Below are 24,412 nucleotides of genomic sequence, written 5' to 3' on the forward strand. Positions count from 1 at the left end.
ACTTCAAGGAGGATGCGATCATCATGCTCGATGACGACATCAGTGCGTGCGTCTGCATGGTATCGCTCCGCTGCCGCAAGCTGTCCGTGGAGGAAACGCTGCAAATGCTCAGCAACTCGGCCTACAACGCGCGTGGAGCCGGAGCACGTTTGTTTGGCTGGCATCAACGCAGTGATCCGCGCCTGCTGCAACGCAATGATCCCTTTGGCGTGAACCATTGGGTTGGAGGAGCGGTGGGTGTGGTGCGCGATGCTGAAGGTGGAGTGCCGGTTTGGGATGAACTACTCAAGTGCAAGTGCGACATCGACGCCTCGCTCCAGGAGCTTCTCGACAATCGCCTGGTGTGGAATGAAGCGCGGTTCTGCTTCGTGCAGGAGCGCGACAAGAACCTGGGCGGCAACTCGCTGTTCCGCAGTGCGGAGCGCATCGCCACTGAGAAGCGGCACCTCAAACGCAAGTGGAAGGCCCACATCGACTTCGGTGACTACAAGAGTCAGGAGCGCGTCTCGATGAGCGCCCCACGCCGCCAAAGCATTGCCCTGTGACGACGCACCCCAAGGCACCTCCCAAACCCTGCGACCTAACCAAACCCCACGGCATCATTTGGTGATGCAAACGGATGGAACCCCGAAGCCACGGTGACGAGGGCTTCCTCCATGGACCTCCCAGATCTCTTTCCCGCCAACCCCATGCAACTGCGCACGATTCGTCATTATAACTTCAGCGAGGTATCTTCTGCCATGCAGAAAGCCATCCGCCGTGGTGACGCGGCGTTGGCGGGTTACTGGGCGCTAGAACTGTGGAGCAGCGGCTTTGGCAAGTATGTGTGGAAGCGCCTGCTCACCATCAGCGCAGAAGATTGCTGGGGTATCCTGACTCAGGAGGTTAAGGCGCTGCATGACAGCTACCTCGTCATCAACGACGGCATCCCGCCGAAGCAGGCCAAGGGCCGCATCTTCATCAGCAAGGCAGTCATCCTGCTGTGCCTGTCGAAGAAGAGCCGCGATCCCGATCATCTGCAAAATTTCGTCTATGACCAGACGGCGGGGCTTGATCCTGACACGCTTGCGCTGGAGTTGCGCAGCAGTGGTGAGTATGTCGCCATCCCTGAATATGCGTATGATTGCCACACGCGGGAGGGCAAGAAGCGCGGCAAGACCAAAGCGGACTTCTTCAAAGCGGAGCAGGCGGCACTGGAGCCGTTGCAGCCCGGCCTGTTTGATCATCTTATCGACGAGTGAGTTTTCGCGAAGGTCGCATCAAGGCAGGCTGATAATCTCAACAAGTGCATGTGAGGCTGGGCCATACAGCCATACCTTGCGGAGCGGTCCCCATCGTAAAACGCTTCCTACGCGCCTTCACAAGGTCCTGCTGATGCGGGGTGTTGTTGGTTGGAACTGAGTGTCGTTCAAATGGTGCCAATCATGGATGGACAACGGTGTTCTGCGTCTCCGCCACATGGTGATCAAATCGGTGCGACACACGCGGTCATGGTGACGAGGCCGGAGGGAACCCAGCCCAGCGCTGGTCAACAAGCCACTCCTCCATGTCCATGAACACTACCGCCTCATCACCCATCACCAAGCCCATGCTCGCCGACAAGTGCGAGCGTCTCCATGCCCTCTCCTTCCCCCTGCTGGCCACGCCCAAGCTCGACGGTATCCGCTGTCTCAAGATCAATGGCCGCGCCCTGACACGCAGCTTCAAGCCGGTGTCCAATCGTTTCATCCGTGAGTGGATCGAAGCCAACCTGCCTGATGGGTTGGACGGCGAGTTGATCGTCAAAGGCACCACCTTCAACGAAACCGCCGGGCATGTGGGCCGCGAGAGTGGTGAGCCTGACTTCACCTTCGCTGTCTTCGACTATGTGAGCGATGGCATCGACGTACCTTATGCCTGTCGGATGAAGGAACTGGCGCGGCTGCCTGATTACCTGCGCGTTGATAAAGTGCTGCCTGAGGAGATCCATTCACTCGATGACCTCATGGCCTATGAAGAGCGCTGCGTGAGTGAGGGTTATGAAGGTGTCATGATCCGCACGCCGGGCTCACCCTACAAGTGTGGCCGCTCCACGGAGCGCGAGGGCTATCTGCTAAAGATCAAGCGCTTCGAGGACGCGGAGGCCGTGGTGCTCGACACCTATGAAGGCATGAGCAATCACAACGCGGCTGAGAAGGATGCGTTTGGCCGCACCAAGCGCAGCATGGCGCAGTCCGGCATGGTCGGGCGCGGCGAACTCGGCGGCTTTATCGTCAAGCTTGTGGAGACGGGCATCGAGTTCCGGCTGGGTTACAACCATGTCGTCGGCGGAGTGGATCGAGTATCCCTCTGGCAGCAGCGTTCCTCTTTGTTGGGCCGCATGGTGAAGTTCAAGCACCAACCCAGCGGCGCGAAGGAAGCGCCCAGGTTCCCGAAGTTCATCGGGTTCCGTGAGCAGTGGGACCTCTCATAAGCGGTCTTTAAAATGGTGATCAAAACGGTGCGACACACGCGACCACGGTGACGAGGCCAAGGGGTGCCCTGCATGGGGCCAGCCACCCGCATCCATTCCTCCACATGAAACCTGCCGATCCCAAAGCCGCCCTCATCCAGTGGGGCATCGAACTGGAAACCCGCCTTCCTGTCACCAGTCAGGTGTCAGTGGGCAGTTACCACGCCGGGTATCCGGTCACCACTGGCATCACCCTGGCCGGTGCTCGCAGCAATGCTCCAGCCTTCCATGCTGACACTTGGAAAGCCGAGCGCGATGGCTCCATCCGCTGCGACGCCGGGCAGATGCCCTGCGAATTTGTCTCACCCATCCTCCATGGCGAGCATGGCGTGGATCATTTGATCGCCTTCGTTGAATGGCTCAACGCCCTCGGTGCTACGGTGGATCGCTCCTGCGGCTGCCACATCACCGTGGGCATTGAGTCCATCATCGGCACTTCCGACACGAAAGCGGTGAGCGAGTTCATCCGCAAACTCGCCCACATTGCCCGCTGGCACGCTCGCAGCCTTTACGGCCAGACCGGGACGGACCGCCATCTCAACCACTACAGCCACCCGCTCTATGAGCAGACTGCCGACCACATGCGCAAGCTTGTCACCTGCGAGGAAGAGCGGGTCAAAGCCGAGTGCGCCGAGCAGTGCGGGCGCGGCATGGTGAACTTTAGAAAAGCGTTCAAGCGTGATCGCAACGGACGCTTCGTCGGGGTGGTGGAGTTCCGCGTCTTTGCCGGCACGCTGAACATCGAAAAGATACTGCATCACCTCGCCAGTGTGCTTGGCCTGTGTCGCCGCGCCCACGAGGTCCAATGCCTCGGCGGGTTCGGCAAGAACAAGATCCAAGCCAAGCGCACTGCCACGGCTTCTGATGGCCTGAGATTCCTCTGGGACTACCTCGGGTGGACCGGCAGTGCGCGTCCTGTCGCCCTCGGCCTCTTCGGCAAGCTGCACTCGGAGTTCCGCCACTACCGCAAGAGCGCGCAGCGGCTCTGCCAGCAGTTCGATAGCCGCTACCCCGACGCGAACCTCTAAGCCTTTGCCCAAGTTATACGCAGTCTGCGGATAGCCGGGCCAAACCCAAGAACAACGAACCCAAGAAACGAACCTGATATGTGTGTGATCCTGATTTGTCCTGAAACTGTGCGCCCGAAGCCCGAGGTGGTGTATGCCTGTCATGAAGCCAACCCGCACGGCGCGGGCGTGGCATGGCGGGAAGGTGGCCGCGTGCGCTGGCAGAAGAACCTCAGCACTGGCGAACTCGTGACCTTGCTCAAGAAGCTGGAGGGCGAAGTGGTCATCCACTTCCGCTGGGCCAGTGTGGGCGGGGTGGATGGACGGCTGTGTCATCCATTCCCCATCACTCCGAAGGCCAGCGTGAGCCTCTCGGGCATGGCCGGGAGCGTGCTGTTCCACAACGGCACTTGGAGCGGGTATGTGGATGCCCTGATGCGGCTGGAGCAGCATCGCAAGGAGCCGCTGCCGGCCTCTCCGATGAGCGACACCCGAGCGGCGGCTCTCGTGGTCCACACCACCGGCCCTGAGGCGCTGCACAAGCTGCCAGGGCGCTGGGTGTGGATGAATGCGCAGGAGACGCGGCTCTACGGAGCTTGGGAGGAGTGGCGGGGGATGCAGGTGAGCAACACGCACTTCGTCCCGCGCCTGCGCGCCGCCCAGTCCCGGCGTCACCACGCCAAGACCACCGATCACCGCCCCCTGGGCCAGTCCTGCCTTTTTGCCTGCTAACCCAAACTCAAACCTGATAACCCGATATGAAACTCTTCAAACTGATCGCCAGCCGAGCTGGCCAAGTGTTGTTCGATGACCGTGTGGAGGCCGACTCCCCGCGCGAAGCGCGTGAACAGATGAAAGCCCTGATGGGGCTCAACTCACTGACCGGGGTGGTGTATGCCATCACGGAAATCCCCGTGGACCTCATTCAGAGCATCGTGGATGCGCGACTCGTCGAAGCCCTGCAACGTCTCAACGGTGGGCAAGCACCGGCCACGGTGGAGCAGATGCTCCGACCCATCGCCAGCGAAGCAGTCAGAGAACAACTCGCCAGCTTGCGCACCGTGCAGGCGGCAGAGGCTGCGCCACCACCCGCGCCGCAGCGGTTCGATGCCTTTGCCGGTGGAGCGGTGGCTGAACAGATCATTGGACAACCTGCCGCTGTCACGCCCAAGCCCGGGCGCAAGCGCACTAGCGTGACCACCGATGGCACTGTGGTGGATTGGAAGGCGGTGAAGCGGGTTTACCGCCGCACGGGTTCCATCAAGCAGACCGCCGCGCAGTTTAAGCTTTCGATTAACTCCGTGAAAGCACGCATCCGTCGGGAGGGCTGGACCCATGAGTGATCGGCTCACCATCACCAAGTATGGCACGCGCTACTGGGCCGTGTGGATCGACGGGCAGTTGCTCGCCGTCACGCTCTACAAGAAGGGCGCACGGTCGGTGGCCTCCGCGATTACGACGCTTTCCACGACTCATGGAAAGGAGGTCCATCATGGCATCCAAGGCGCGTGAACGTGTTCTCAAACAAGCTCCGTTCTCCCCGATGAACTGGCGACCGCGCATAGCGGAGGATTTGATCGGCCAGGCCAAGCGTGTGGCGATGGCGCAGGGGAGCAAGGCGAAGCGGCTCTCCAGTGATCCTTCGGCCACCATGAAGCTCCTGCTCTACGGTCCACCCGGTGTGGGCAAGACGAGCGTGGTGGAATTGGTGGCCTTGCAACTCGCTGGCACGCCTCTGTCCATTGAGGACTACAACGGGCGTGAGGTGACGGTGGATCTCGTGCGCGATTGGATGCGCCAGCTTCCTTATGGCAGCCTGTTCAGTTCATGGTCGGTCAAGATCGTTAATGAGCTGGATCGATGTTCCCGTGAAGCGCAGGACTTGTTGCTCACCTACCTGGACCGATTGCCACCGGGCCGGGCGTTCCTCGGCACGAGCAACCTGCAGCTCGATCTGCTCACCGAGCGGTTCCAGACGCGGTTCCAGGCCATCAAGCTGCTGCCACCGACCACGGAGGAGCTGGCGGCGTTCCTGAGCGCTCATTGGGCTGTGCCATCTGTCACCGCCACGCAGATCGCCGTGGGCAGTGGTGGCTGTGTGCGGGCCGCCCTCGCCGATCTCGAATCCTATCTCGACCAGCAACCCTAACCCCCGAACAAACCTACGCAACGCACCATGAACAACATCCAGAGAATGATTGAACGACACGGCGGCTTTGAAGCCGTGAAAACGGATTACCTGCGCCTTGAGAACCCGCCGTTCATGCGGCTGGTGATCGAGGTGATCGGCGGGCCGTATCCGAACCTCGCGTATGAGGTGAGCGTGGCGCACTATGGGGAGCAGAATGGCGATGCCATGCGTGATCCCGAGATCACTTTCCTGGTGGTGCCTTCAGCCGAGGGCACGACATGGACACCACTCACGTTCGAGAACAGCTACCTGGGGGCTTGGCAGGTCGTGGCCACAGTGACACCGCAGGGCTTTGTGAATGTGAAGGATGCGGCGCAGTTACGTGACCTGACAGACTTCGCCAGCCAGTGGGATCGTAATCTCAAGGCGCAGGGATTTTGCAAGCAGGAATGATTGCTGGGGCAGACAGGTTGGAGTGCGCCTAACAAAGGTGCATCACCTCGATACAGCTAAGAAGATGACCCGCTGGACATGCGAGGCGGTCATGGATCGATCCTATGACCTCGCGTCCAGGTGGCACCACCAGCTCACCCGGCGAATAGAGGTGGCGGCAGGCGTGGTACCACACCTCAAAGTGTCCGGGTTCGATGACTCCCTTCAGGATAATAATCTCAATTCCTCTCCAGGCCGGAGGCAGCATGGTTGTCGCCTCGGCATCCCGATCTCTGCCACGAAGCCAGTCGAACAAGTCATGATCCAAAGTCGTCACTCGGCCATCGACGGCGTTGATCTTCAAATGTTCGTAAACCGCACGAGACAGATGCACCGTTTCAAAACAAAAGGTGCCAAACAAGTTGTCCTGCCCAGGCCAGAGCATCTGCTGGTAGGCGAGCCTTTGCGTGCATCGGGGCAGCTCGCCGACACTGAACTCCCGAAACTTGTCGGCCTGGCCTGTCTTGACCCAGTGTGGGATGATCCGGAACATGGTGGAAGAGCATTGCGCTTTTGCGTCCGTGGCAAAGCCTTTTTTCATCCAGTGATGATTGGAAAATGGTGATCAAAACGGTGCGACATACGAAGGCATGGTGACGAGGCAGGAGGGCATGAGCACGCCCCTCAACAAGTATCACACCCTGCTGTTCATCAACGGGTCACAGGTCGGTGACAATGCCACGTTTGCTGACTGGTTTGCCAGTGATGCAGACGCCATCGCCGGCGCACGCGGCTACTTCACCGCCGAAGGCTACCACGTCGAGTCTGTGACCGTCAGTCATGGCGAGGTGCTTCCGGCCAACCGCTTCACCCCCGCCTTGCATGGCCTGATGCTCACCGTGCGACTGACCACGCAGGCCTGACCTCCCATGCCTTCCGACGACCTCTTTGCCTGGATGGCGCTGACCGGCCTGCTGATCCTCACATGAATCATCCGCCACCTGCGGACCCCTAAAACCGAACCTAAACCTGATACCACGACCATGCCCACACACCCCTTGAGCGACCACCCTGCCGAAGTCGAACTTCCACCCGATGCAGCCACGACAGATGATCACCGTAACCCGCGCCGACGACGACGTGATGCTGAGGAAGCTGCGCCCGATCTTGGTATCATCATCCAGCCAGAGCCCCGTCACTGCCTCGACAAGCTGATCCTGCACCCGGAGGTGAAGACGGACATCCTTGCCGGTCTGCGAGCACTGGAAACCCGCTCTGACCTGGACCGCATCTGGAACCTGAGCAGCATCCAGCCTCAGCAGGGCCGCTGCATTCTCAACTTCTACGGCCCACCCGGCACCGGTAAGACGCGCGCAGCCTTGGGCATTGCCCATCGGCTTGGGAACCCGCTCTATCAGGTGGACTACTCAGCGGTGATCTCGAAATACCTCGGCGACACTGCCAAGCACATCAAAGCCGCGTTTGACGCTGCCCGCGATCACAACGCGGTGCTGTTCTTCGACGAAGCCGACAGCCTGCTTTCCAAGCGTGTATCAACCGGTGAGTCCTGCGCAACCTCCATCAACCAGAACCGCAACTGCCTGATGCAGGAGTTGGACCGCTTCGACGGCGTGGTGATCGTGACGACGAACCTGTTTGAGAACTACGACCCAGCGCTGCTTCGCCGTATCCAGCGTCATATCAAATTCCGCGTTCCAGACGCCTCCATGCGCGGGGAGCTGTTCGCCCTTCATCTACCAAACCCTGAGCGGGTACAGGCCGATTACGCGGTTCTCACGGAGCTATCGCGGGGCCTCAGTGGCGGGGACATCCTGAACATCTGCCTGAATGCGATCTATGCCGGTAGCACGGACCCGAACCCGGAGCGGTGGAGGGTCACACAGGAGATGCTGGAGCGGGAGATTGCGAAGGCGAAGAAGGCCAAGGCGGAACACGCGGGAGAGAAGGGTAAGAGCCGGAGGAGGATTGGGTTTTGTGCGGGGAGTGCTCCGTCGTGAATGAGTCAGGGCTCAAATGCAGTCTGTAAGTCCATGAGAATGGGCATCCTTTGACAGGCTTCTGAAGGCCCTCGGATTTTCCCGTTGATGTTTTTGAACAGCAAGAGCGGCGACGTGCTGCCACCCTCTTTCTGACGATTTCCCTAGCAGGTCACGCTGCGCGTTAGGCTTCCTCATCATCATCGAGAGAGTTGGCAGGCAGGCGCACGGTGGCTGGTAGAGTTGCCAGTTTACAGTGCGACGAGCACTCGACAGAGGTGCTGTCCCAGCCGACGACCGCGAGGAGCACGATTGCCAGCGGCAAGAGAAACAGCGCTAGAATCTCGAAGTCGAAATACTCCTCGCGCAGGGCGAGATCATTTTCACATGCACTCTCCGTGTCCTCAGAATCAGACGGCGGCATTGGCATCGAAGTGTTCTGTAGCAGCGGCACCAGAATGGCCAGAGAACGGTCATCACGCGTCGTCTGGCTCCAATGCTCGGCTTCGAGCATGCTGGTGAGATTCCCGTTATTGAGATCACCCGTAGCAAGAAGATCGGCAAGCTGACGGTTGGCCTCCGCCGGAACCTGCGCCGTCTGGTCGATGAACTTGGCCGCCGTGCCGTCGCTCATCAGCAGCACGGCTTCGAGGCCAGTGGATGAAAATATCCCGCCGTGCAGATTCAGCGGGCCGTCTGGACGTGCCTGCACGAAATGCGTTTGATTGGCGAACGATCCGCCCGTCTGGCAGAAAGGCATCGCCAGCACGCCTGCACGCTGCACGACGATGGGACTGTCCCCCACGCACATCCATCCCGTGCTTATGCGTCCGGAAACGGTGAGTGAGAGCGTGAACTCGAACTCTCCTGCAGGCAGTCCGGAGGCTTCCGAAAGACGACGCTGTTCACGTGCCGCGGTGCAGTACAGTTGCGAAGCGACGCCCTTCCATGCGACCCGTGCGAGTGCCGGATCATCGCGGTCCAGACATTGCGCGAGTTCCGTTTCCAGTTCGAGCAGCCGCTGGCGCAGGGCCGTGATGGCGGCTTCGGCACCGTCATGGCTGCGCCGGGCGCTGCCGCGTCCGTCGAGAACGATCCCACATGGGCGCGGCGCAGCCCACGCGGCGGCGCGGTCCTGGCAGGGCACGCCGCGTTCCAGATGACCTCCCCCGGGCACGGCGGCGGAGAGGGAGGTCCATCCGTGGGCCGTGTCTGTCGTCATGGATTCACATCGCCCAGTCATACTCGTCCACGTGAGGGGTTGCCCTTTGCTGGGTGGTGGATCCGCTGGTGACGACCTTGAGGCTGTCGGCAAGCCAGCGGAAGAATTCCTTGAAATGCAGTCCCTGAAGCAGATGCGGTGGGCAGTCGGGCGGCAGGATGGAGGCCAGCGTATGCATGTCCACGCCTTGGCCGATGCCGATCCCCATGAACTGCAGGCCGCCGCGTGCCGCTTTCTCCCGTGCGCGTGCGGCGGGACCGTGCCATTCGTCATTGGGCTGGCCATCGGTGAACAGGATCATCCACGGTTTGTAGGCCGCCAGCCCCTGCGCCTTGTAGAAGCGGCGTCGGGCGGAGATCTCGTTGAGGCCCAGCGTGATCGCGGCACCCATGGGCGTGTTGCCGCCGGCATCCAGACGCGGGCTCGGACTCTTGAGGGCATCAACCGCCGGCTCGAATCCGCGCAAGACCTCGACGCTCGACCCGAAGGGGATGAGGCAGGGTTCCACCGAGAGGCGCGCGATGGCATCCGAGCCCACTTCCTGATAAAACTGACCCACGCCCTCCTGCAATTCGCGAATGGGTTCCCCGGCCATGCTGGAGGAGCAGTCCAGCAGCAGCACCACCGGGCAGCGCGGCTGCGGATTCGCGGCGAAGTCCAGCTTCACCAGTTGCAGGCTGCGGCTGACGGTGGGGAAATCGGTTTCGAGATCGATGACTGGAGAGAAAGAGGAGGAAGGGTTGCGGGAGGAGTTCATGGGGGGCTTGGATTTGATTAAGTGGAAGGACTGAGGTGTGAAGAATTCCGAAACTTAATTGGTGTTGGTGGCAGGTAGCTTGGCGCGGGCGGGGATCAGCGCGGCATCTGCCTTGCCGGAGCGCAGGCGGTATTCGTAGCGTTCCAGGGCTTCGCGCCACTCGGCGATGGCCGGCCGGGCGGCTGCATCGGCATGCCCATCGCGAAAGCAGCGGATAAAAAGGTTCTTCAAATCGAAGCTCATGTGGCTCCAGATCACATACCAGGGGCCGGGCGGCATGGGGCAGTCCGCGTCCTTGCCGAGGCCGCAGATGCCGACACGGAGGTTGTCCACGGGGTCATTGCCGTTGCGATGGCGATAGGGATTGTTGCCGAGGTTGAGGATGAAGAACAGCACCATGCCCACAGAAAACCGCAGGCTTGCCGGCTTCACCGATGCCTCGCTCCAGCGGCTGCGCTCCAGCAGTTCCGGTGCAGCAAGATCCGGCCGCACCGCCTCGCACAAGTGCAGGTTTCCTGCGGCATCTAGAAACTGATACCCGTCGCAGTCGATGAAGGCGCAGCGTGCAGTCGTCACATCGACGAGGAAGTTGCAGGGATTGAAGTCCACCGGCAGCGTCCGCTCTGCGGAGAGGATCTCGATCGTTTCGAGAAAGTCTAGGCACAGGCGCACAAGGTGCAGGCGGTTCCAATTCGGGGCGAACTCTCGCATATTCTGTGGGGCACCGAGCAGTCCTTGAAGGCTGATGCCAGCTTGGCGCCGCATTGCATAGCCGCACCATCGGCCCGAGTTCGGATCATACAATTGTCGCAGCGGCCATGCAGCACGATCCAATCCGCGCAAACGCTGGTTAGCAGTCATTGCGGCGATCTTCTGTTCCAGTCGTGCCGCAGACCTGGCATCCTGCAGGACGCGAGCGTGGTACACCTTCACCAGCACATCCACCCGCTCCTCCAGTTGGTACACGACTCCTTCACCACCACGGGCGAGTTCTTTCCCCAGTCGCTTCTCCATTCCATACACATCACATACGCCTTGCAGGACTCTCCGTTTGGCCTTGGGTGAGGCAGCCGTCTTGATTGGTGTGCTCTGCGTGAACGAAGGCGTTGGGGACTGCAATACCGGTTTGCTTGGTTTAGATGCAGCGACTGCCTGTGGCGCAGAAGCCGCGAAGAATTGTCTGATCAGTGCGAACATAGTGTGTGAGAGTGGTTTTGAGATTGGGCCACCTGCATCAACTCAGGATCAAGATAAGTAGAATAATCAGAATCAGGCAGCCCCAGCCATTGCTACCGCTGCCGGAATTGTTACTGCGGTGGACGCGGACCCACTCGTTCGGGCGGGCGTGTATGTGGCGAATGCGGCGGCTCATGATGTCGGGGGCTGGTTTTCGGTGGCTCGGTGTTGGTCCTTTCCTATTGTGAAGGCCGCACTTGTTCATTTTTCCGGACATCACTGCATTTTTTTGAAGCTTGTTGATGATCGTTTTCCTCTACCTCAATCCAGACACTATGAATCAAGATGCTGCGCAGCCCTCTGATAAAACCACCATCACTACTGAAGAATTGACAGGGGCCATTCCATCGGCTTCGGCTCTCTGCGACCCAGAGTTCCGATCACAGCTCGAAGAAACGCTCAAGAACCATCTCTTCGCTGGCACCATCGTCATAGTATCGGGGTCGAGTTTTGCGTTTGTCCGGATAGACGGGCATTCGGATGATCTATTTTGCCATCGCTCGGTCTGGCCAGAGGATTCCTCCTTGATGGTGCCTGGTCGACGAGTCGAATCAAAGTGGGCTTGCGTTTTCATGACAAGAATGCCGCGTGGTAGCCGCCGTCATTGCCACTGTGGCTTGGCTGGACACCGAAGAGCCCGACTTTCGCGAAGCAGCGCTCGGCATCATGGATGGAGGATGGAAATGCTTGGTTCCGAAACAGCCTCTTGTCGAAGTGCTGCCAGCCGCTGGCACAAAGGTTGATCAGCTCAGTGATGTTCTTTCAAGTGAACCGGACCGTGACAAAATTGATCCTGTTCTCGACCTGATTTATTTCAACTACCGATAGCGCAACATGACGGCCCACTTTGTTCAATGGACAAATTCATGTGTTGGGTTGCAGGCTAGTTTCTCGACGAAAGCCGCAAAGTCTTTAAGCGCAGGTGCTAGAGCGGAACCCACTATCGCAGTCTCCCAGTTGGCTTCCGTGCGTTGGCCGTTGAGTGAGTATGGGTTGAAGTTAGCCGATAGAATGCCGCAGAACTGCTTGTCGATGAGAATTCCCTTTGCGTGCAGTCCGGTGATTCCCCGTAATTCCATGCCGTGCTTGATCAACTCAACGGTCGCACGATCCGGGTAATTATCTGTCTTGAAATGCTCGGGTCGGACAACTGCGCGAACATGAACGCCGCGTTGAAGTGCCGCCAGTAAAGCATCACCGAATCCCGGAATAGTGTCAGTTTCATAGAGCGACATGGTGATCAGAAAAATCTCGAATTTCGCTCCGTTGATCAGCTCTGTCAGCTTTTCGCTGATGACGCCAATTGCAGGAGCGGAGAGGAACAACTTGGCATCCCCGAGGCACCAGTGCGATGATTCTTGCGATTCTGTGGCGTGGGATTTTTGCAATTTTTCATCAAGCGTCACTGCTCCGGCTAAAGCCTTCATCGAGTAGGGGCTCGATCTCCAAATGCGATCAAAGGCGTCTTTTGTTCCGGCTAGCGAAGCCTGGTCGTCGATAACAATGGCGGCTTCCAAGGCACGGCCCCTCAATGAATTTTTTGTGAGATTCGCGGAACCGAACACTGCCTTTCTTCTATCGAGATGAACTAACTTTGTGTGAGGCGTGGTTCTGGGCGAGCGGAGTAGGACGCCGACTTTTGCGAGGGTTCGGATGACTTCATGGTGGATTTCTTTGACATTCAGAGATGCATCCCAACCCTTCGTCACCATCTTCCCTCGATTGTCAGTCAGTGGAGCGAGAATTCTGACCACCACTCCGCGCTTCCGCGCATCGCAAAGCAAATCGACCACACCAGGGTCATCAATTATTGGGGAAATAATTCGGAGCGAATCTCCGTCTGCCGCCAGCTCCAGGATTGATTCGATCTCTTGTGTGAGACCTCCATGTGGGGTGGTGGCCCGAAAACATCCATCTGCGCGAATCCCGCTGGTGAGCGAATTGAAATCTTGGGTGGTGCTAATCCAATTCATGGCCTCACGAGAATTCGCTGATGAAATCCACCACATCCCCATCGGGGCTCCGGCGTGCGGCTGCCAGCATCGCGTCGAAGCGTACTCTCGCCTTTCCAGAGTCACTTTTCCAAGCCTCGGAAATACGGTTTTGGCTTTCAGACCACCACGTCGGAAGGTCGAAAGTTGAATCGACTCCGTTGGATGCCAGATGCGTAAGTCTCCGCAGGCCAGCGAGCAACAGCAACACTTCAGCAGTCTTGTCGTCTCGTGGCTCAATGTGCCTGACAGCGAAACTAAACGGGTGCCACCAGTGCGGAAACGAGAGCATATCCCTGAGTTGCGCGGGGAATTCTTCGGATGGCACTCGCGACGCTTCTCCTTCCTCCTGCCAATCATCATCCGACTCTTCGGCATCCCGTTTGCCAAACCATAGCGGCACTTTGGCTGGATGAGGTAGTGAAACTAACAGTGTGCCGTTTTTGCCTTCATATTCGAGGTGAGGTTTCCACGCTGGCGGGATGTCCTGGGCGACAAGCCCACTCGCATCCGGCTGAAACAATCCATAGGCAGAGTGTTTTCCTCGTCTGATCTGCTCCGCGAATTTTTCCGCATGGGCAACGTCCACCGACAACAATTCAAGGTCGGGGCGACAAGCGGGTCTAACCGAAATCGCACCGTCATCCCTAACCTCCGCCAGGGCAAGAAGCCAGCGCTGGCGCAGGCATTTGCCAGACCCTTCAATCACTTCAATGGCCCCTTCAGGAATTCCCCAATCCGCCTTGCACTTGGGGTCGGTATCTTCTAAAGCACGGACGAGGTAGGTTTGTCCGGTCGAATGAAGAGGAGCCACCCAGCAAGCATTCCTTTGAAGTTTCCCCGTATAATCCTCAACCGCTCCTCCCGCCTCTGCCAGATTCACCTCGACCCAGTGCCATCGCGGAGCTTTCCCGAGCACAAGTGGCACAAGCCCGCCGGTTGGCCCATTTACGAGGAATGCATAGGGTTGCACGACTTCCCTAGTCCACTTTCCTCGCGAAAGCCTGTCCAACGTATCGCTTGGGACAGCATACCCTGTAGCTTTTTGGGTGATCACACGCGGAAAACGTTCCAAATCATGGATGACGGCATCCACGACAAACATTTCCAAACCCAGGAGTGACGACAATTCCTGACTTGTCAAAGGGCCGAACCTCGCAAGCGCTTCCAGCAAGTGGCGTTCAATGACGCCCATCTCCTCCTCAAGACAAACCTTCAGGTGGTGCTCGACCTCGATAATAGGCCACGCCATGGGGATAAGTCTTCTGAGTGTAGGTGCTTCGGCGGTTTCAGCCAAGGCCTCCTCGATGACTTTGAAAAGGTTAAGCGGTCTTTGTTTTCTAGCCATTGTGTTCATCCTCCCAAACGTGAAGCACCCGACCTCGATCAGAGACATGTTTGCGGAAGCGACTTAGCACTTCAGCACCCTCGTCCGTGCCATAACGATGGTCTGTAAGCGACTCGATGTCTCCCACCAAAATCAGCATTCGCTTCGCCCTTGAGAAGGCAACATTCAGACGACGTAGATCATGCACCCAACGGAGCCCTGGCCCTTCCCAGCCCCGGCCTCTGCATGGCCCACAGCGTTGGCCGTGTGAGATTCCTTTTCCTCTGCACCTTTTACATTGCGTCGGACTCCGAACAAATGATGCAATCATGACATCCCGCTCTGAGCCTTGAAAACTGTCCACTGAAGCAATGTCATTTTTTTCCAAAGTGACATGGCTGCCCGAAGCGAAGAACTCACTGAGTTTCTGCTCCATCAGGACTTTCTGTGCAGCGTAAGGCGTGACTACGCCGAAAGTGACAGCCTCACCAAGACTCTGTCTGGCCTGCTTGAGAATACGCCGCGTTAAGTCCACTTCGAGTGGGTTTTGAATACTTGTCGAGTCGTCATTGGGCGTCTCCTCGTGCCGATCTTGATAGGCCGAGGTCGAAACTAGGCAAACAGCCTTCGTGAACTCACCGAAGGCCAAATGGCGAGCCTCTGCCGTTACGCCGTTCTCAAGGCCACCATCGTCTTGGTAAAAGACATGCCCGATGAAATCAGCAATGTCAGGGTGCATCCTGAATTGGCGATTCAGCACCACCCTAGGAACCGAAGGTCGTGTTTCGGTCAGCCATTCAAAGGCGCTGCGTTCTAGCCAGCACGAGGACATCGACGGTTTGAACGACTGACTCGATGAGGGCAGGCGTGTCACGTCATGACACCGTGCGGAGCATGAATTCTCGCACTGCCGTCCGAGCTCCATCGGTGGGGCCGGAGGCAACTGCATCTCGTCGCCAATCAGAATGGCACGCTTGGCTCGGGACAGAGGAATCAAAGTCTGGGCCAGAGTCGCGTGAGCCGCTTCGTCTACAATCACCATGTCCACGCCCTCCTTGCCGTAATACTCGTGGAATGCCCTCCATGATGCCAGGCCGACACAGGTGCTCAGAAAGACCTGTGTCGTGTTCCAAAAGAGTCCGGTGAGCTCTTGCGAAGACGTTTCGGCGGCCTGTTGCCAACGCTCGCAAAAAGCTGCCTTCTCTTCATTCCGCCTGATGGCGTGGATCAGTTCGCTGATCCGGTCGTTCCACACTGGCGGCGGGTTGTCCCATGTGATGGGCGCAAATTCCCCAGCCGCATTCCATGCCTGGGCGGCACGCTCCTGGGGCGGCAAATGTTCAGACTCTGCCAGCTCCCGCTCATGCTTCAGATCCTGCAAACGCCCGCGCAACGATTGTTGCGCTGCTTCAAGGACCATGTTGCTCGCTGACTGCACTTCTTGAATGGCGGTGGATGCATGGCAGCGGCACTCTTGAAGGTTCCTCTCATGTTCCGCGAAGGAGCACTCATATTGCGCAATCTGCCGCCTCGCCGCCTGCTCGTCCGCGATGGCGCGCGAGAAGCGCTGCTGCAACAACGCAGCTGTTGCGAACATGTTTGGCACCAGGGACGAAAGGTCAAACCATCTGCCCGGTTCGGCCCCGCTGTGTTCAGGCGCAGCGCCGGTCTTCTTCAGGTAGGCACCCGCCGCATCATCACCTCTTTCTGCCGCAGCGCGCCAGTCTGCCTGGGCTTTGAGCAGTGCACGACCGTCGGCGGCGGCTTCAACCTCGATACGTGCGAGCTCGCTGTCTCTGTTCGATTCCAAGGTCGTTGTCTGATCCGCTCGCTGGCGCTCAGCTGTCTCCCTCGTCCGTTCGAACTCCTCCTGTGCCTCTTGCGTGAGGCATTCAATCTCGTGACGCCTCGCCGCCAGGATGACAGCTCCAGCATGGGCGGATTCCAGCATTTTGGGCAGGGGAGCGAGCCTGCCTCGGAGATCGTGACAGGCCTGCACTTGTGCGGCAGCCCGCTCACGCACCCGGGCCAGAAAGCCCTGCTTTGTGCCGCCTTCGAGGTAAGCTCTCTCCAAGTCGGTGAGGCGTGGATTGTCAGGGCGGGCATGGCGCACCATGCGGAGTGAGCCATCGCGATGAAGCCGCTCAAGAACATTCGCAACGGCCTGATGTGTCTCACTGCAGATCAAGACTTTCTGCTTCCTCGGGATCGCCTGCCGCACGGCCTCGGTGATCACCGTGGTCTTGCCCGTCCCTGGCGGTCCCTTCACCAAAACCAGCGGCGCGTCCGACATCATCCAGTTCAAGGCGGCCTGCTGCCTCGGGTTTCCGCTAAGGGCCGGATCAGATGCGACGACATCCAGCGCAGTCACCGGTCTGCCGGGTGCATTTTTCGTGAAGGCTGAGATCAGATCAGGCGCTTCATCAGGTATGCACCAGCGAGCCAGCTCCTTCAACTGGGCCAGTTCAGGGGGAGGGATCAGATAGGGGGACACCCACACGCATTCCGGCACGTCGGCCACCACGATATCAGCGGGAAAACTGATCAAAAAGCAGGGCGATCTCGCGGAGCAGTCGAGGCCGGCAAAGAGCGGATCCACAGGTTTCCCGAACGGATCTGGAGACTGGCGCCTGATCTGCACTTCGCTGCCGCGTTCATCATAGGCCAGCCGGAGGGGGGTGGACACAGCGAACGGCTCCGTGCCTCCCCGCGCCCAAGCGGGCGGCTTGATGATGGGAAACCTCAAGATCACCCGTTTCCGCATTCGTGCGGTCGTGGCCTCTGGCGCACCGAGTTGAACCGCACGGAAGTCCAGCAATTCACGCGCTACACCGCCCGCCTCCATCGCCATCTCTAGACATACACCGAGCCCTGCGATTTCGTGTTGAACTGCCACGACTGCGGCACGCGCCGCCGAATCTTCATCCGCTTTGCGCAGCAGGACATGGAGCAGTTTCCTGGCATTCTGAGAAAGCGCATAGTCAGCACCAGCGACACCGTCCCAGGCAGCCACCTTTTCATGGGGGATGTCATCATCGCGCCAAAAATAGCACCCGGTGGCTGAATTGAATCCCACATGAACAACACCTTCTCCCAAACATTCACGACAGCTCTTTGATCCAGAACCTTCGCAGGCATTGCAGGTTAGGATCGGAGGCTTGCCGCTTCCCTTGCATACATAGCATGTTTGTCGGCCAGCTCCCTCGCAGACATTGCAATCTAGTCGTCCACTACCGGAACAAGTCCTGCAATCTCCCATGCGATCCCCCTTTCTCCCAATGAAATCACCGCTTCCGTTACAGCGCCGGCAGCAAACGTGCCCGCAGCTGCCACATTTCGAGCAAGCAACGGTGCGGGAACTTCCACACTTCTTGCACACACCCTCGGGCTGCCATGTCCCGTGCCCCTCGCACTTCCTGCACACCACCTCTCCAGAGCCGCAACATCCAGTGCAGACCACTCCCAGTTTCACATCCCCCTCTGCCAGCCGGCGGAGGGTCCATGATTGAGCATCACCTTCTTTCTTCGTTCCGGCAGGTGGGCGTTGGGCCAACAACGGCAAGGGTAGCAATGAGTTGGCCCAGACTTCCACCCCCACGAAGACGTCCTTCCCAGGCAGAATATCCGCGAGGATCGTGATGAAGTCCGTTGAAACCGCCAGCATCGGGTGGTCCTCCCAAGTAGTCTTTCCCGGCGCCCCCGCTTCGGCCGGCGATGCCTGGGCAGACATGCCGTAAACGCGGTCAATCCGCACAATGCCTTGCAAAGACTCAGGTGCCTCCCCGCCGGAGAAGCGAACGACAACTTCCCCGGCATGACAGTTCTTTCCCCGGCGAACGGGCATAAGCATGACTCCCTCTCTGGGTCGCCGAATTCGCACTGGCCAGACCGCGAGACGCGAAGGTTTTATGATAAGTTCGTCAACCCCGGCGGTCATCTCAACCCCGAGTGCTCGCAAGGCTGGCAGGACCTTTTCCGCCAGACGCTTGTCAAAATAGAATGGCAGCAGAAGATCCGGCAAAGTAGAGTGAGTTGGAATTGACGAAGCTGGCAGACCGCTTGAACGGTCTGCACCTCTACATAGATGTCCCCAGTAGGCAAAATTTCCGCAGCATTCGCCCAAGAAATTCAGCAAGCGCTGATGGCGGGCACCTTGCGGTCGCCGGAGCCAGAACTGCACTCCGCCTTTGGCAGCGTTTATTTCGGGCCTCTTGCACCGTTTGCCCAAGGGCTTCCGCACTACGGAATGGTTCGGGCTCCAAAAGAGGGAGGGAAGCACCTCGGCGTCATGCGCTTCTCGCCCGTCACCTCAAAAACGCCTTCAGCAAGGTGGGAACGTGAGACTTCTCTAGCGATGCCAAAAGGGACGCCGCTGAGTCGGGACCGGAATTCGGAGAGTTTGCAAAAGGACTCTTGGCTTCTGCTGGGGCTGGGGCCAATCCCGGTCCCAAGGCAAACTCTCAAGTCTCAGATCACCCGGCACGAGAGTCATTACGTGGGACTGCTGCCCGAGGAGTGGATTCAGAAAGCCCGTGAACGGCTCAATCCCAAGCCGACCCCATGAACACCTTTGATGCTGTTAGCGGATCCGACCTTCCCACAGCCATTGAGGTGTGGATGGGCCGTGAGGACGCAGGTGCTGACCATGACCGTCTGATCGGCGGGCTGTTTGCAGTATGTGTGAACCTCGCCAACGAACTGCGGGAAGACAGCCCGACCAGGCCTGGCATGGATGCGATGGATCTGGCTCACGAGTTCCTAGTGGCCGCCCGCCACGAAGGCCTGGGAGGCATCGAGAAAAAGGCCGGCCTGCGCACGGCATTTCGCCGCCACGTATGGCGCTCGCAGAATCCAGCGTCTGACGAACTCTGGGAAACCCTGAGTGAAAGTCTTCGGGAGCTAGCGCGGCAGGGGCACGCTTGCCGAGTGGGTGCCAACTGGTCTGCTCCCAATAGCAATGATGCGCAGTGGGCAGCGGGTCCGGCCACGGGGGTTCCTCAAGCCACCGACATGGTGGTGTTTGAAGAGTGCGCGGAGAAACTCAGACACTACTATCCGCCTGGAGCGCTGGGTGCGGCAGGTAAAAAGGTGCCAAAAATCATTTCTCCCACGGATGCCCGGGAGCTGGCCGCGTCTCTTCTCGATTGCGCCCCCGGCTGGGTAACCATGCGCGAACTCTTCGCAGCTTTCCGAAAACATGTTCATCTTTTGAGTGTGGATGTATCCATTGACGATGGGAACAACCCCGGCTTTCTGAATGAGGAAGACCGCCGGCATCCTGACACGGAACTGAAACTGCTGGAGCTGGCTCGCGCCAGAGCCGGCACACTCTGGGAAACTCTCCGTCAGAAGACACTGTGTGAGGTGCTCTGCGGTTATGTTCTCCCCAAAGTGCTGGAAGGGAAGAAAGTGACGCTTGAGGCCCTCGGCAAACACTCGGTGGTGTTCGACAAAAAGGAAAAGATCATGCGACTTCTTGCCGAGGAACTGCGTCCTGAAGCGTTCGCGGAGGATGAAGCCGTGACGGCGCATCATTCGTGGCATGCGGTATTCGTGGCTTTGGTTGCTTCCGAACTGGCAGCCCGCTGTGACGAATGCACCGGAAAACGTGAGAATTCCAGCCTTCCTTCCCCTGTGACGATATGACAACACCTTCCCACAAGGATCTGGCAGCAGGATTCCAACGGCTTTTAACGGCCGCGAAGGACAGTCCGCCGCGTCCACGTCTGCTGGTGCCTGTGATGAGCACCTCTGCCCCCGCTCGTCCCGGTGACGTATGGATCGCATCTGGTGGTGAATTAGCAGGGCAGTATCCGACTGAGACGGAAGGGATATTGTTGTTGGTCGTGGCTGACACTGGCATGGATTCACGCCTCGGCCGGGTCTTGCGGGTGGCACCCGTCTTTTCCGAGATCGAACTCGCCTCGTTCGAGGATGCGATTCTTCCCTCTCATGTCCTTGGCTGGGAAGCCGGCATCGCCTTGGGTTGCGAGTCGCCATTGGCCCAGGACAGCCTGAAACGCTGTGTGGGCCATCTGCCGGAGGAATGGACCCGTCGAATCGACGCCTTCCGCCACAGACTGGAAGATGAATCCATCCCCTTTCCAGACGGCATTCTCACCGGGCGTCCTTTTACCGACGACCGTGATCCTGGTTTCCTCTTCCATGAATCATTGGTGCAGCGCATGACCGAACTGATGGAACCGGTCCTCTGTGAGGTGCTCTCCCCAGCCGCCATACCCCGCACCCAGGTGAGCCAGTGGCTGCGCGAAGAATGGCAGAGCTGGATGGCAGCCGCCAGGCAGGCCGGACGCACCGTCCAGGACTCCACCCAGGGCTTGCTTGACTGGGCTGAAGGACATCTGGCTCATTTCGAATTTTCCGTCCCTGCGCCCGCTGGCTTCAAGGCTGACGATGAGCAGCGGGCTGGCGGCGTCCAAGTCACCGAGTTCCGGGTCGTGGACAGCGGAGCATGGTTCCACATCGTGCGTGAGATTCCGGCCAGGGCGGAACTCATGCTCCAAGTCCTCGAAGATCCGTCCGGCAGTCTCGAAGGCGCTGAGATCCTCGATGTGGACGGAGGCGTGCTTGCCACCGTGCGCGGCGGACTTTCATCTCATCCATTTGAGGTCAGGGATGGCTCGTTGCTCATTCGCCTGGCATCGGGATCGCTGGCCCTCCTCACCCGGGTTGATGCGTAGTTCCATGCATCTCATCACCAGGCTCCAAACGCATCGGGGATTTCTTCGATTCGTGTCCCATGAGACACTCGCCGGGGTGCTCCTCAGACCTCTTACACCGGTGCTGAAAGCCCGGTTGATCGCGGAGTCTGTGCATCGGGTCTGGCTCTATGCAGGCAGTTCCCTCGACTTTGGCCACACAGCGTCCTTCGAGCGAGCGTGGAAGCACCTCGACATCCCTGAAACTGTCATCACGGCGATTCTGGAATGGGGCTGCTCCCAGCACAGCACGCGCGACCATGCTCCGCCTGCACCATGGTTGGAGTGGGCGGACGCGCAGCTGCGGCAGGAGCTCGGCACTCTCCTGCAAGGCTGGCAGGAGGCGGATGGCATCATCCCCTTCATCGCCCCACCTGGAGAGCCCAATGACTGTCTCCGCGCCGTCGGGCTGCCCTTTCGGATTCGGGACAATGTGGGCACGCACGGCCCTCATGCCGTGGGATGCCGGGGGCAACCCTGTGGGCTAGACCTGAATGAAGGTGTTGAAGCCGCCATCGAGATGGCCCGGCGCGCAGGATGGATCGGACGGAACGACTGCTTCGCGGTGGAAATGACCACCCTCGAGGGTTCCTGCGACTTCCCCGTCTCAGGAGCAAGCTGCGGGCTTCCCGTGGCCTTGGCACGAGGCTTGAGGGCCGAAGGACTCCGAGTGCCTGTCTTCCAGTTTGCGGCTTCAGGCACCCTGGGTAGCGGCGGCAGCAGCCTCGCCCCTCATCGTGATGCCGAAACCCTTTCCCAAAAGGAGACGCTCCTGCGTTCCTTCGGGGTGAAGCAGGTGATCCTTCCCGGCGGAGGACCAACCCGCTGGCCTTGCGGTGAAGACCTCACTCTGCGGATCGAGGACCTCTTTGCCCGGTTGACGCCCGTCGCGCAAAGTGACGCGCATGATGCCTTGCTGCAAAAGGTCAGCCAGCACGCGGAAGCCATGCACCGTGGTCATCAGCCAGCTGAGCTTGTTGAGCGGCTGATACGCAAAACGATCGCCGACAGTCTACCCGACAACGACAGTCGCCTCACTGACGTCCGGGCCGAGGCGCTGCTGACACTCTCTGCGGCCATGAGCCACCTCGGACGCCCATTGGAGGCCCGGGATGCCAGCAGGCAGGCTCTTGAGCTGGCCCAGCGGCTTCCGTCGTCGTGGCGGGGCCTGGCATTGGCCAGGTCAGCCGTGATTCTCCAAGACCTTGGCGAATACGAGGCCGCGATGGAAAACTGCGAGCAGGCATTGAGTGTGATCCACCCTTTCCAACAGGATCTTGAATCATTGGAACTGGATATGAAGGTGAGCGGAACCAAGGGGCAGTTGCTCACATACTGGGGCCTTGGTGGCCCTGATCCATCCCGTTCCCTGGAGGCACTCCGATTGCTCGAACACGCCAGGCAATGCGCTCAAAAAATTGACGCACGTCGTCGTCACCTGGGTGAACCTGAAGAACCCAGAAATGCCGCCTATCTGTTTTTATGGCATGCCTTGCATGCACCTGGACAAGCGGCTGAAGCCTGGCAGAACGCCTGGGCGGCAGCCGAGAAACTGGATCTCAGCAGAACCAGCCAGCAGTATCTGCTCAGGCATCGCTGGCTGGCAGTGTATCGAAGCATGTTAGTGGAGGGCAAGGCCCCTGGCTGGATGCACGACGCGGAAGACCTCGGGATGCCCGGCAGCGGATGGCTGTTTGGCACAGCGCTGAAATACCGGGGCACCTGGCATGCTTTCGAAGGCAGGGCGCAGGCAGCTTCTGACGATTTTGACAACGCCGTCCGGCAGTTCCGGCACAACCACGAAGGCATCTCACTCTTCGACTTCTTTGCCGCCACCACCTCCTTGCAAGCGGGTGAAAGCCTCCAGCCCTTGGATCCAGATCGCAGCGCCGCCTTTTTCCAGCAGGCATTGGCCCTCTTCGAGCAGTGTGAGGTTCACCAGTCATGGTTTTCCGGCCGCCCCTTTGCAGGGTCCATTTGGAAAGAGCGGACTAGAGCACGGATGGCAGGGCGTGAATGCATGGAGAACCCGCAACTGCATTATCCGTACTGAGTGCAGAGAGAATCGCCGACCGAAGTGTGAATGTGTAAGGAAATCTCTTTCTGAGATCGTCCGTGACCCTGGGTCGGCACACCACCAAGCAAATTCCATGCAAACGCGAATTTCAGCTTTCCACTTTTTTCACTGCCTGGTTCGCGTCTAGCGATTCAGAATCAACGATTTGGGTTTTTTCCGTTCCAGTGGATTCGGTGGAAAACTGCCTGATTTCGTCACTCACCAGCTCAGCCATGCGCTTCACATTCTCCAGCGTGATTTGATCCGGTCCGAATCGGAACACGCGCCAGCCCGCGAGTCCTGCGGCGAGGTATTTCTCCAGATCCGCGTTGAACCCGGCGGCGCGGTTGTGGCGACCGTTGACCCAGATGCCACCCTCGATCTCGATCAGCATACGAGCGCCTACATGCGCAAAATCAGACCTCCAGCGCCGCTCGTGGTGGAAGCGGTATTCCCTCTCCAAGTCAGGTCCTTTGACGTGGTTCCAGAGCATCAGGAAGCGCGCCTCCAGACTGGAGGGAGATTTCGGGGCACGGTAGCGCAGGCGGGGCATGGCCTGCGCTGAGAGTCAACTTTACGCCTCGGGTGGAGACTGCTCCTTGAGGCGACGTTCCAGTTCTTCCAGTCGCTTTTCCAAGGCTGTGTTGCGCACTCGGCGCTGCATGTGCAGCTCGATCCAACGCTCGATAGGGATGCACAGGGCGAGAACGACCCAGGCGAGGCCCACGGCGAGCGCCCAGGCGATGATTTCTGCGGGTGTCATAATGATCTTCGGGGTTTGGAATGGTGTTTGGGTTACAGCAGTTTCATCTGCTCCGGGTCGTCCACCTGGCTCTCGATCTCGTCGGTGATGGTTTTGCTGATGCTGCACTTCACTTTGAGCTTGGCGGGTGCGCCGTTGAGAACGGAGATGCGCAGGCCGATGGCGAACTTGCCGTCTTCGTCGGCGGAGTCCTTCGCTTCGCGCCAGTGGGTGGCGAGCAGTTCGCGGGCGTGTTCGAGGGCTTGATCTTGGAGGGTTTGGTCTGTGTCCATGGCGGGGCTGG

General features: G+C 59.2%; 25 protein-coding genes. 15 read left to right on the top strand and 10 right to left on the bottom strand.

Translation table 11 applies throughout. From position 1 onward, the window contains the following. From ABEB25_RS19265 to ABEB25_RS19305, 9 genes are all read left to right on the top strand, one after another. The coding region (locus tag ABEB25_RS19265; RefSeq protein ID WP_345736713.1) for a hypothetical protein at nt 1-545 on the top strand (545 nt) is incomplete at its 5' end. A gap of 111 nt (nt 546-656) precedes the next feature. Continuing rightward, the gene (locus ABEB25_RS19270; protein WP_345738072.1) at nt 657-1,241 is read left to right on the top strand and encodes a hypothetical protein; all 585 of its coding nucleotides are present in this window, start codon (nt 657-659) and stop codon (nt 1,239-1,241) included. A gap of 305 nt (nt 1,242-1,546) precedes the next feature. Continuing rightward, nucleotides 1,547-2,452 (top strand): ATP-dependent DNA ligase, encoded by a 906-nt coding sequence (locus tag ABEB25_RS19275; RefSeq protein ID WP_345738073.1) that lies wholly within the window; start codon nt 1,547-1,549, stop codon nt 2,450-2,452. Between the two features lie 104 nt (nt 2,453-2,556). Continuing rightward, nucleotides 2,557-3,519: an amidoligase family protein gene (locus ABEB25_RS19280; protein ID WP_345738074.1), complete on the top strand. Its 963-nt coding sequence runs from the start codon at nt 2,557-2,559 to the stop codon at nt 3,517-3,519. Between the two features lie 108 nt (nt 3,520-3,627). Next, nucleotides 3,628-4,230, top strand: coding sequence for a hypothetical protein (locus ABEB25_RS19285; protein ID WP_345738075.1), 603 nt, complete (start codon nt 3,628-3,630; stop codon nt 4,228-4,230). A gap of 26 nt (nt 4,231-4,256) precedes the next feature. After that, nucleotides 4,257-4,841: a hypothetical protein gene (locus ABEB25_RS19290; protein WP_345738076.1), complete on the top strand. Its 585-nt coding sequence runs from the start codon at nt 4,257-4,259 to the stop codon at nt 4,839-4,841. Further along, on the top strand, nt 4,834-5,010 hold the full coding sequence (locus ABEB25_RS19295; RefSeq protein ID WP_345738077.1) for a hypothetical protein: 177 nt from the start codon (nt 4,834-4,836) through the stop codon (nt 5,008-5,010). The genes ABEB25_RS19290 and ABEB25_RS19295 overlap by 8 nt, the downstream gene beginning before the upstream one ends. 31 nt (nt 5,011-5,041) lie before the next feature. Then, nucleotides 5,042-5,647, top strand: coding sequence for an ATP-binding protein (locus ABEB25_RS19300; protein WP_345738078.1), 606 nt, complete (start codon nt 5,042-5,044; stop codon nt 5,645-5,647). Nucleotides 5,648-5,692: 45 nt separating this feature from the next. Further along, complete coding sequence (locus ABEB25_RS19305) at nt 5,693-6,082, top strand: DUF6908 domain-containing protein (RefSeq protein WP_345738079.1); 390 nt, start codon at nt 5,693-5,695, stop codon at nt 6,080-6,082. 28 nt (nt 6,083-6,110) lie between these two features. On the opposite strand, the gene ABEB25_RS19310 is transcribed toward ABEB25_RS19305, so the two are convergent. Next, on the bottom strand, nt 6,111-6,662 hold the full coding sequence (locus tag ABEB25_RS19310; RefSeq protein ID WP_345738080.1) for a hypothetical protein: 552 nt from the start codon (nt 6,660-6,662) through the stop codon (nt 6,111-6,113). Between the two features lie 70 nt (nt 6,663-6,732). Here ABEB25_RS19310 and ABEB25_RS19315 point away from each other — a divergent pair, with 70 nt between their 5' ends. Beyond that, on the top strand, nt 6,733-6,984 hold the full coding sequence (locus ABEB25_RS19315; RefSeq protein WP_345738081.1) for a hypothetical protein: 252 nt from the start codon (nt 6,733-6,735) through the stop codon (nt 6,982-6,984). Nucleotides 6,985-7,104: 120 nt separating this feature from the next. Further along, nucleotides 7,105-8,079: an ATP-binding protein gene (locus tag ABEB25_RS19320; RefSeq protein WP_345738082.1), complete on the top strand. Its 975-nt coding sequence runs from the start codon at nt 7,105-7,107 to the stop codon at nt 8,077-8,079. A gap of 163 nt (nt 8,080-8,242) precedes the next feature. Here ABEB25_RS19320 and ABEB25_RS19325 read toward each other — a convergent pair whose 3' ends face one another. The 3 genes from ABEB25_RS19325 to ABEB25_RS19335 are packed head-to-tail and all read right to left on the bottom strand — an operon-like array spanning nt 8,243 to nt 11,051. Beyond that, the gene (locus tag ABEB25_RS19325; RefSeq protein ID WP_345738083.1) at nt 8,243-9,301 is read right to left on the bottom strand and encodes a protein phosphatase 2C domain-containing protein; all 1,059 of its coding nucleotides are present in this window, start codon (nt 9,299-9,301) and stop codon (nt 8,243-8,245) included. Then, the gene (locus ABEB25_RS19330) at nt 9,285-10,037 is read right to left on the bottom strand and encodes a vWA domain-containing protein (protein ID WP_345738084.1); all 753 of its coding nucleotides are present in this window, start codon (nt 10,035-10,037) and stop codon (nt 9,285-9,287) included. Before ABEB25_RS19330 ends, ABEB25_RS19325 begins: the two co-directional genes overlap by 17 nt. A gap of 54 nt (nt 10,038-10,091) precedes the next feature. Continuing rightward, on the bottom strand, nt 10,092-11,051 hold the full coding sequence (locus tag ABEB25_RS19335) for a hypothetical protein (RefSeq protein ID WP_345738085.1): 960 nt from the start codon (nt 11,049-11,051) through the stop codon (nt 10,092-10,094). Nucleotides 11,052-11,861: 810 nt separating this feature from the next. Between ABEB25_RS19335 and ABEB25_RS19340 the strand changes: the two genes are divergently transcribed. Next, nucleotides 11,862-12,101, top strand: a complete 240-nt coding sequence (locus tag ABEB25_RS19340) for a hypothetical protein (protein ID WP_345738086.1) — start codon at nt 11,862-11,864, stop codon at nt 12,099-12,101. A gap of 23 nt (nt 12,102-12,124) precedes the next feature. Here ABEB25_RS19340 and ABEB25_RS19345 read toward each other — a convergent pair whose 3' ends face one another. The 3 genes from ABEB25_RS19345 to ABEB25_RS19355 are packed head-to-tail and all read right to left on the bottom strand — an operon-like array spanning nt 12,125 to nt 17,604. After that, nucleotides 12,125-13,246, bottom strand: a complete 1,122-nt coding sequence (locus tag ABEB25_RS19345; protein WP_345738087.1) for a phospholipase D-like domain-containing protein — start codon at nt 13,244-13,246, stop codon at nt 12,125-12,127. 4 nt (nt 13,247-13,250) lie between these two features. Next, entirely contained in the window at nt 13,251-14,660 is a 1,410-nt protein-coding gene (locus ABEB25_RS19350) for a hypothetical protein (RefSeq protein WP_345738088.1), read from the bottom strand. After that, nucleotides 14,605-17,604, bottom strand: coding sequence for a DEAD/DEAH box helicase (locus ABEB25_RS19355; protein WP_345738089.1), 3,000 nt, complete (start codon nt 17,602-17,604; stop codon nt 14,605-14,607). The genes ABEB25_RS19350 and ABEB25_RS19355 overlap by 56 nt, the downstream gene beginning before the upstream one ends. 1,547 nt (nt 17,605-19,151) lie before the next feature. On the opposite strand from ABEB25_RS19355, the gene ABEB25_RS19360 reads away from it, so the two are divergent. From ABEB25_RS19360 to ABEB25_RS19370, 3 genes are all read left to right on the top strand, one after another. Further along, nucleotides 19,152-20,237, top strand: coding sequence for a hypothetical protein (locus tag ABEB25_RS19360; protein WP_345738090.1), 1,086 nt, complete (start codon nt 19,152-19,154; stop codon nt 20,235-20,237). After that, a complete protein-coding gene (locus ABEB25_RS19365) occupies nt 20,234-21,292 on the top strand; it encodes a hypothetical protein (protein WP_345738091.1) in 1,059 nt (352 codons plus the stop codon). The genes ABEB25_RS19360 and ABEB25_RS19365 overlap by 4 nt, the downstream gene beginning before the upstream one ends. 688 nt (nt 21,293-21,980) lie before the next feature. Continuing rightward, on the top strand, nt 21,981-23,363 hold the full coding sequence (locus ABEB25_RS19370; RefSeq protein WP_345738092.1) for a hypothetical protein: 1,383 nt from the start codon (nt 21,981-21,983) through the stop codon (nt 23,361-23,363). A gap of 112 nt (nt 23,364-23,475) precedes the next feature. Here ABEB25_RS19370 and ABEB25_RS19375 read toward each other — a convergent pair whose 3' ends face one another. From ABEB25_RS19375 to ABEB25_RS19385, 3 genes are read right to left on the bottom strand one after another with little or no spacing between them, the layout of a single operon-like run. Next, nucleotides 23,476-23,919 carry a hypothetical protein gene (locus ABEB25_RS19375; protein ID WP_345738093.1) on the bottom strand — a complete coding sequence of 148 codons (444 nt, stop codon included), beginning with the start codon at nt 23,917-23,919 and terminating at the stop codon, nt 23,476-23,478. A 21-nt stretch (nt 23,920-23,940) separates the two neighbouring features. Further along, nucleotides 23,941-24,129 (bottom strand): hypothetical protein, encoded by a 189-nt coding sequence (locus ABEB25_RS19380; protein ID WP_345738094.1) that lies wholly within the window; start codon nt 24,127-24,129, stop codon nt 23,941-23,943. A gap of 32 nt (nt 24,130-24,161) precedes the next feature. Further along, the gene (locus tag ABEB25_RS19385; RefSeq protein WP_345738095.1) at nt 24,162-24,401 is read right to left on the bottom strand and encodes a hypothetical protein; all 240 of its coding nucleotides are present in this window, start codon (nt 24,399-24,401) and stop codon (nt 24,162-24,164) included. Nucleotides 24,402-24,412: the final 11 nt, after the last annotated feature.

Source organism: Prosthecobacter algae (assembly GCF_039542385.1).
Lineage (GTDB): Bacteria > Verrucomicrobiota > Verrucomicrobiia > Verrucomicrobiales > Verrucomicrobiaceae > Prosthecobacter > Prosthecobacter algae.

Excerpts from the sequence above, each read along its gene's own strand:
- ABEB25_RS19270 (WP_345738072.1), top strand. The coding sequence starts at position 657 with ATGGACCTCCCAGATCTCTTTCCCGCCAACCCCATGCAACTGCGCACG.
- ABEB25_RS19275 (WP_345738073.1), top strand. The coding sequence starts at position 1,547 with ATGTCCATGAACACTACCGCCTCATCACCCATCACCAAGCCCATGCTC.
- ABEB25_RS19280 (WP_345738074.1), top strand. The coding sequence starts at position 2,557 with ATGAAACCTGCCGATCCCAAAGCCGCCCTCATCCAGTGGGGCATCGAA.
- ABEB25_RS19290 (WP_345738076.1), top strand. The coding sequence starts at position 4,257 with ATGAAACTCTTCAAACTGATCGCCAGCCGAGCTGGCCAAGTGTTGTTC.
- ABEB25_RS19295 (WP_345738077.1), top strand. The coding sequence starts at position 4,834 with ATGAGTGATCGGCTCACCATCACCAAGTATGGCACGCGCTACTGGGCC.
- ABEB25_RS19300 (WP_345738078.1), top strand. The coding sequence starts at position 5,042 with ATGAACTGGCGACCGCGCATAGCGGAGGATTTGATCGGCCAGGCCAAG.
- ABEB25_RS19305 (WP_345738079.1), top strand. The coding sequence starts at position 5,693 with ATGATTGAACGACACGGCGGCTTTGAAGCCGTGAAAACGGATTACCTG.
- ABEB25_RS19310 (WP_345738080.1), bottom strand. The coding sequence starts at position 6,662 with ATGAAAAAAGGCTTTGCCACGGACGCAAAAGCGCAATGCTCTTCCACC.
- ABEB25_RS19315 (WP_345738081.1), top strand. The coding sequence starts at position 6,733 with ATGAGCACGCCCCTCAACAAGTATCACACCCTGCTGTTCATCAACGGG.
- ABEB25_RS19320 (WP_345738082.1), top strand. The coding sequence starts at position 7,105 with ATGCCCACACACCCCTTGAGCGACCACCCTGCCGAAGTCGAACTTCCA.
- ABEB25_RS19325 (WP_345738083.1), bottom strand. The coding sequence starts at position 9,301 with ATGACTGGGCGATGTGAATCCATGACGACAGACACGGCCCACGGATGG.
- ABEB25_RS19330 (WP_345738084.1), bottom strand. The coding sequence starts at position 10,037 with ATGAACTCCTCCCGCAACCCTTCCTCCTCTTTCTCTCCAGTCATCGAT.
- ABEB25_RS19335 (WP_345738085.1), bottom strand. The coding sequence starts at position 11,051 with ATGGAGAAGCGACTGGGGAAAGAACTCGCCCGTGGTGGTGAAGGAGTC.
- ABEB25_RS19345 (WP_345738087.1), bottom strand. The coding sequence starts at position 13,246 with ATGAATTGGATTAGCACCACCCAAGATTTCAATTCGCTCACCAGCGGG.
- ABEB25_RS19350 (WP_345738088.1), bottom strand. The coding sequence starts at position 14,660 with ATGTCTCTGATCGAGGTCGGGTGCTTCACGTTTGGGAGGATGAACACA.
- ABEB25_RS19360 (WP_345738090.1), top strand. The coding sequence starts at position 19,152 with ATGAACACCTTTGATGCTGTTAGCGGATCCGACCTTCCCACAGCCATT.
- ABEB25_RS19365 (WP_345738091.1), top strand. The coding sequence starts at position 20,234 with ATGACAACACCTTCCCACAAGGATCTGGCAGCAGGATTCCAACGGCTT.
- ABEB25_RS19375 (WP_345738093.1), bottom strand. The coding sequence starts at position 23,919 with ATGCCCCGCCTGCGCTACCGTGCCCCGAAATCTCCCTCCAGTCTGGAG.
- ABEB25_RS19380 (WP_345738094.1), bottom strand. The coding sequence starts at position 24,129 with ATGACACCCGCAGAAATCATCGCCTGGGCGCTCGCCGTGGGCCTCGCC.
- ABEB25_RS19385 (WP_345738095.1), bottom strand. The coding sequence starts at position 24,401 with ATGGACACAGACCAAACCCTCCAAGATCAAGCCCTCGAACACGCCCGC.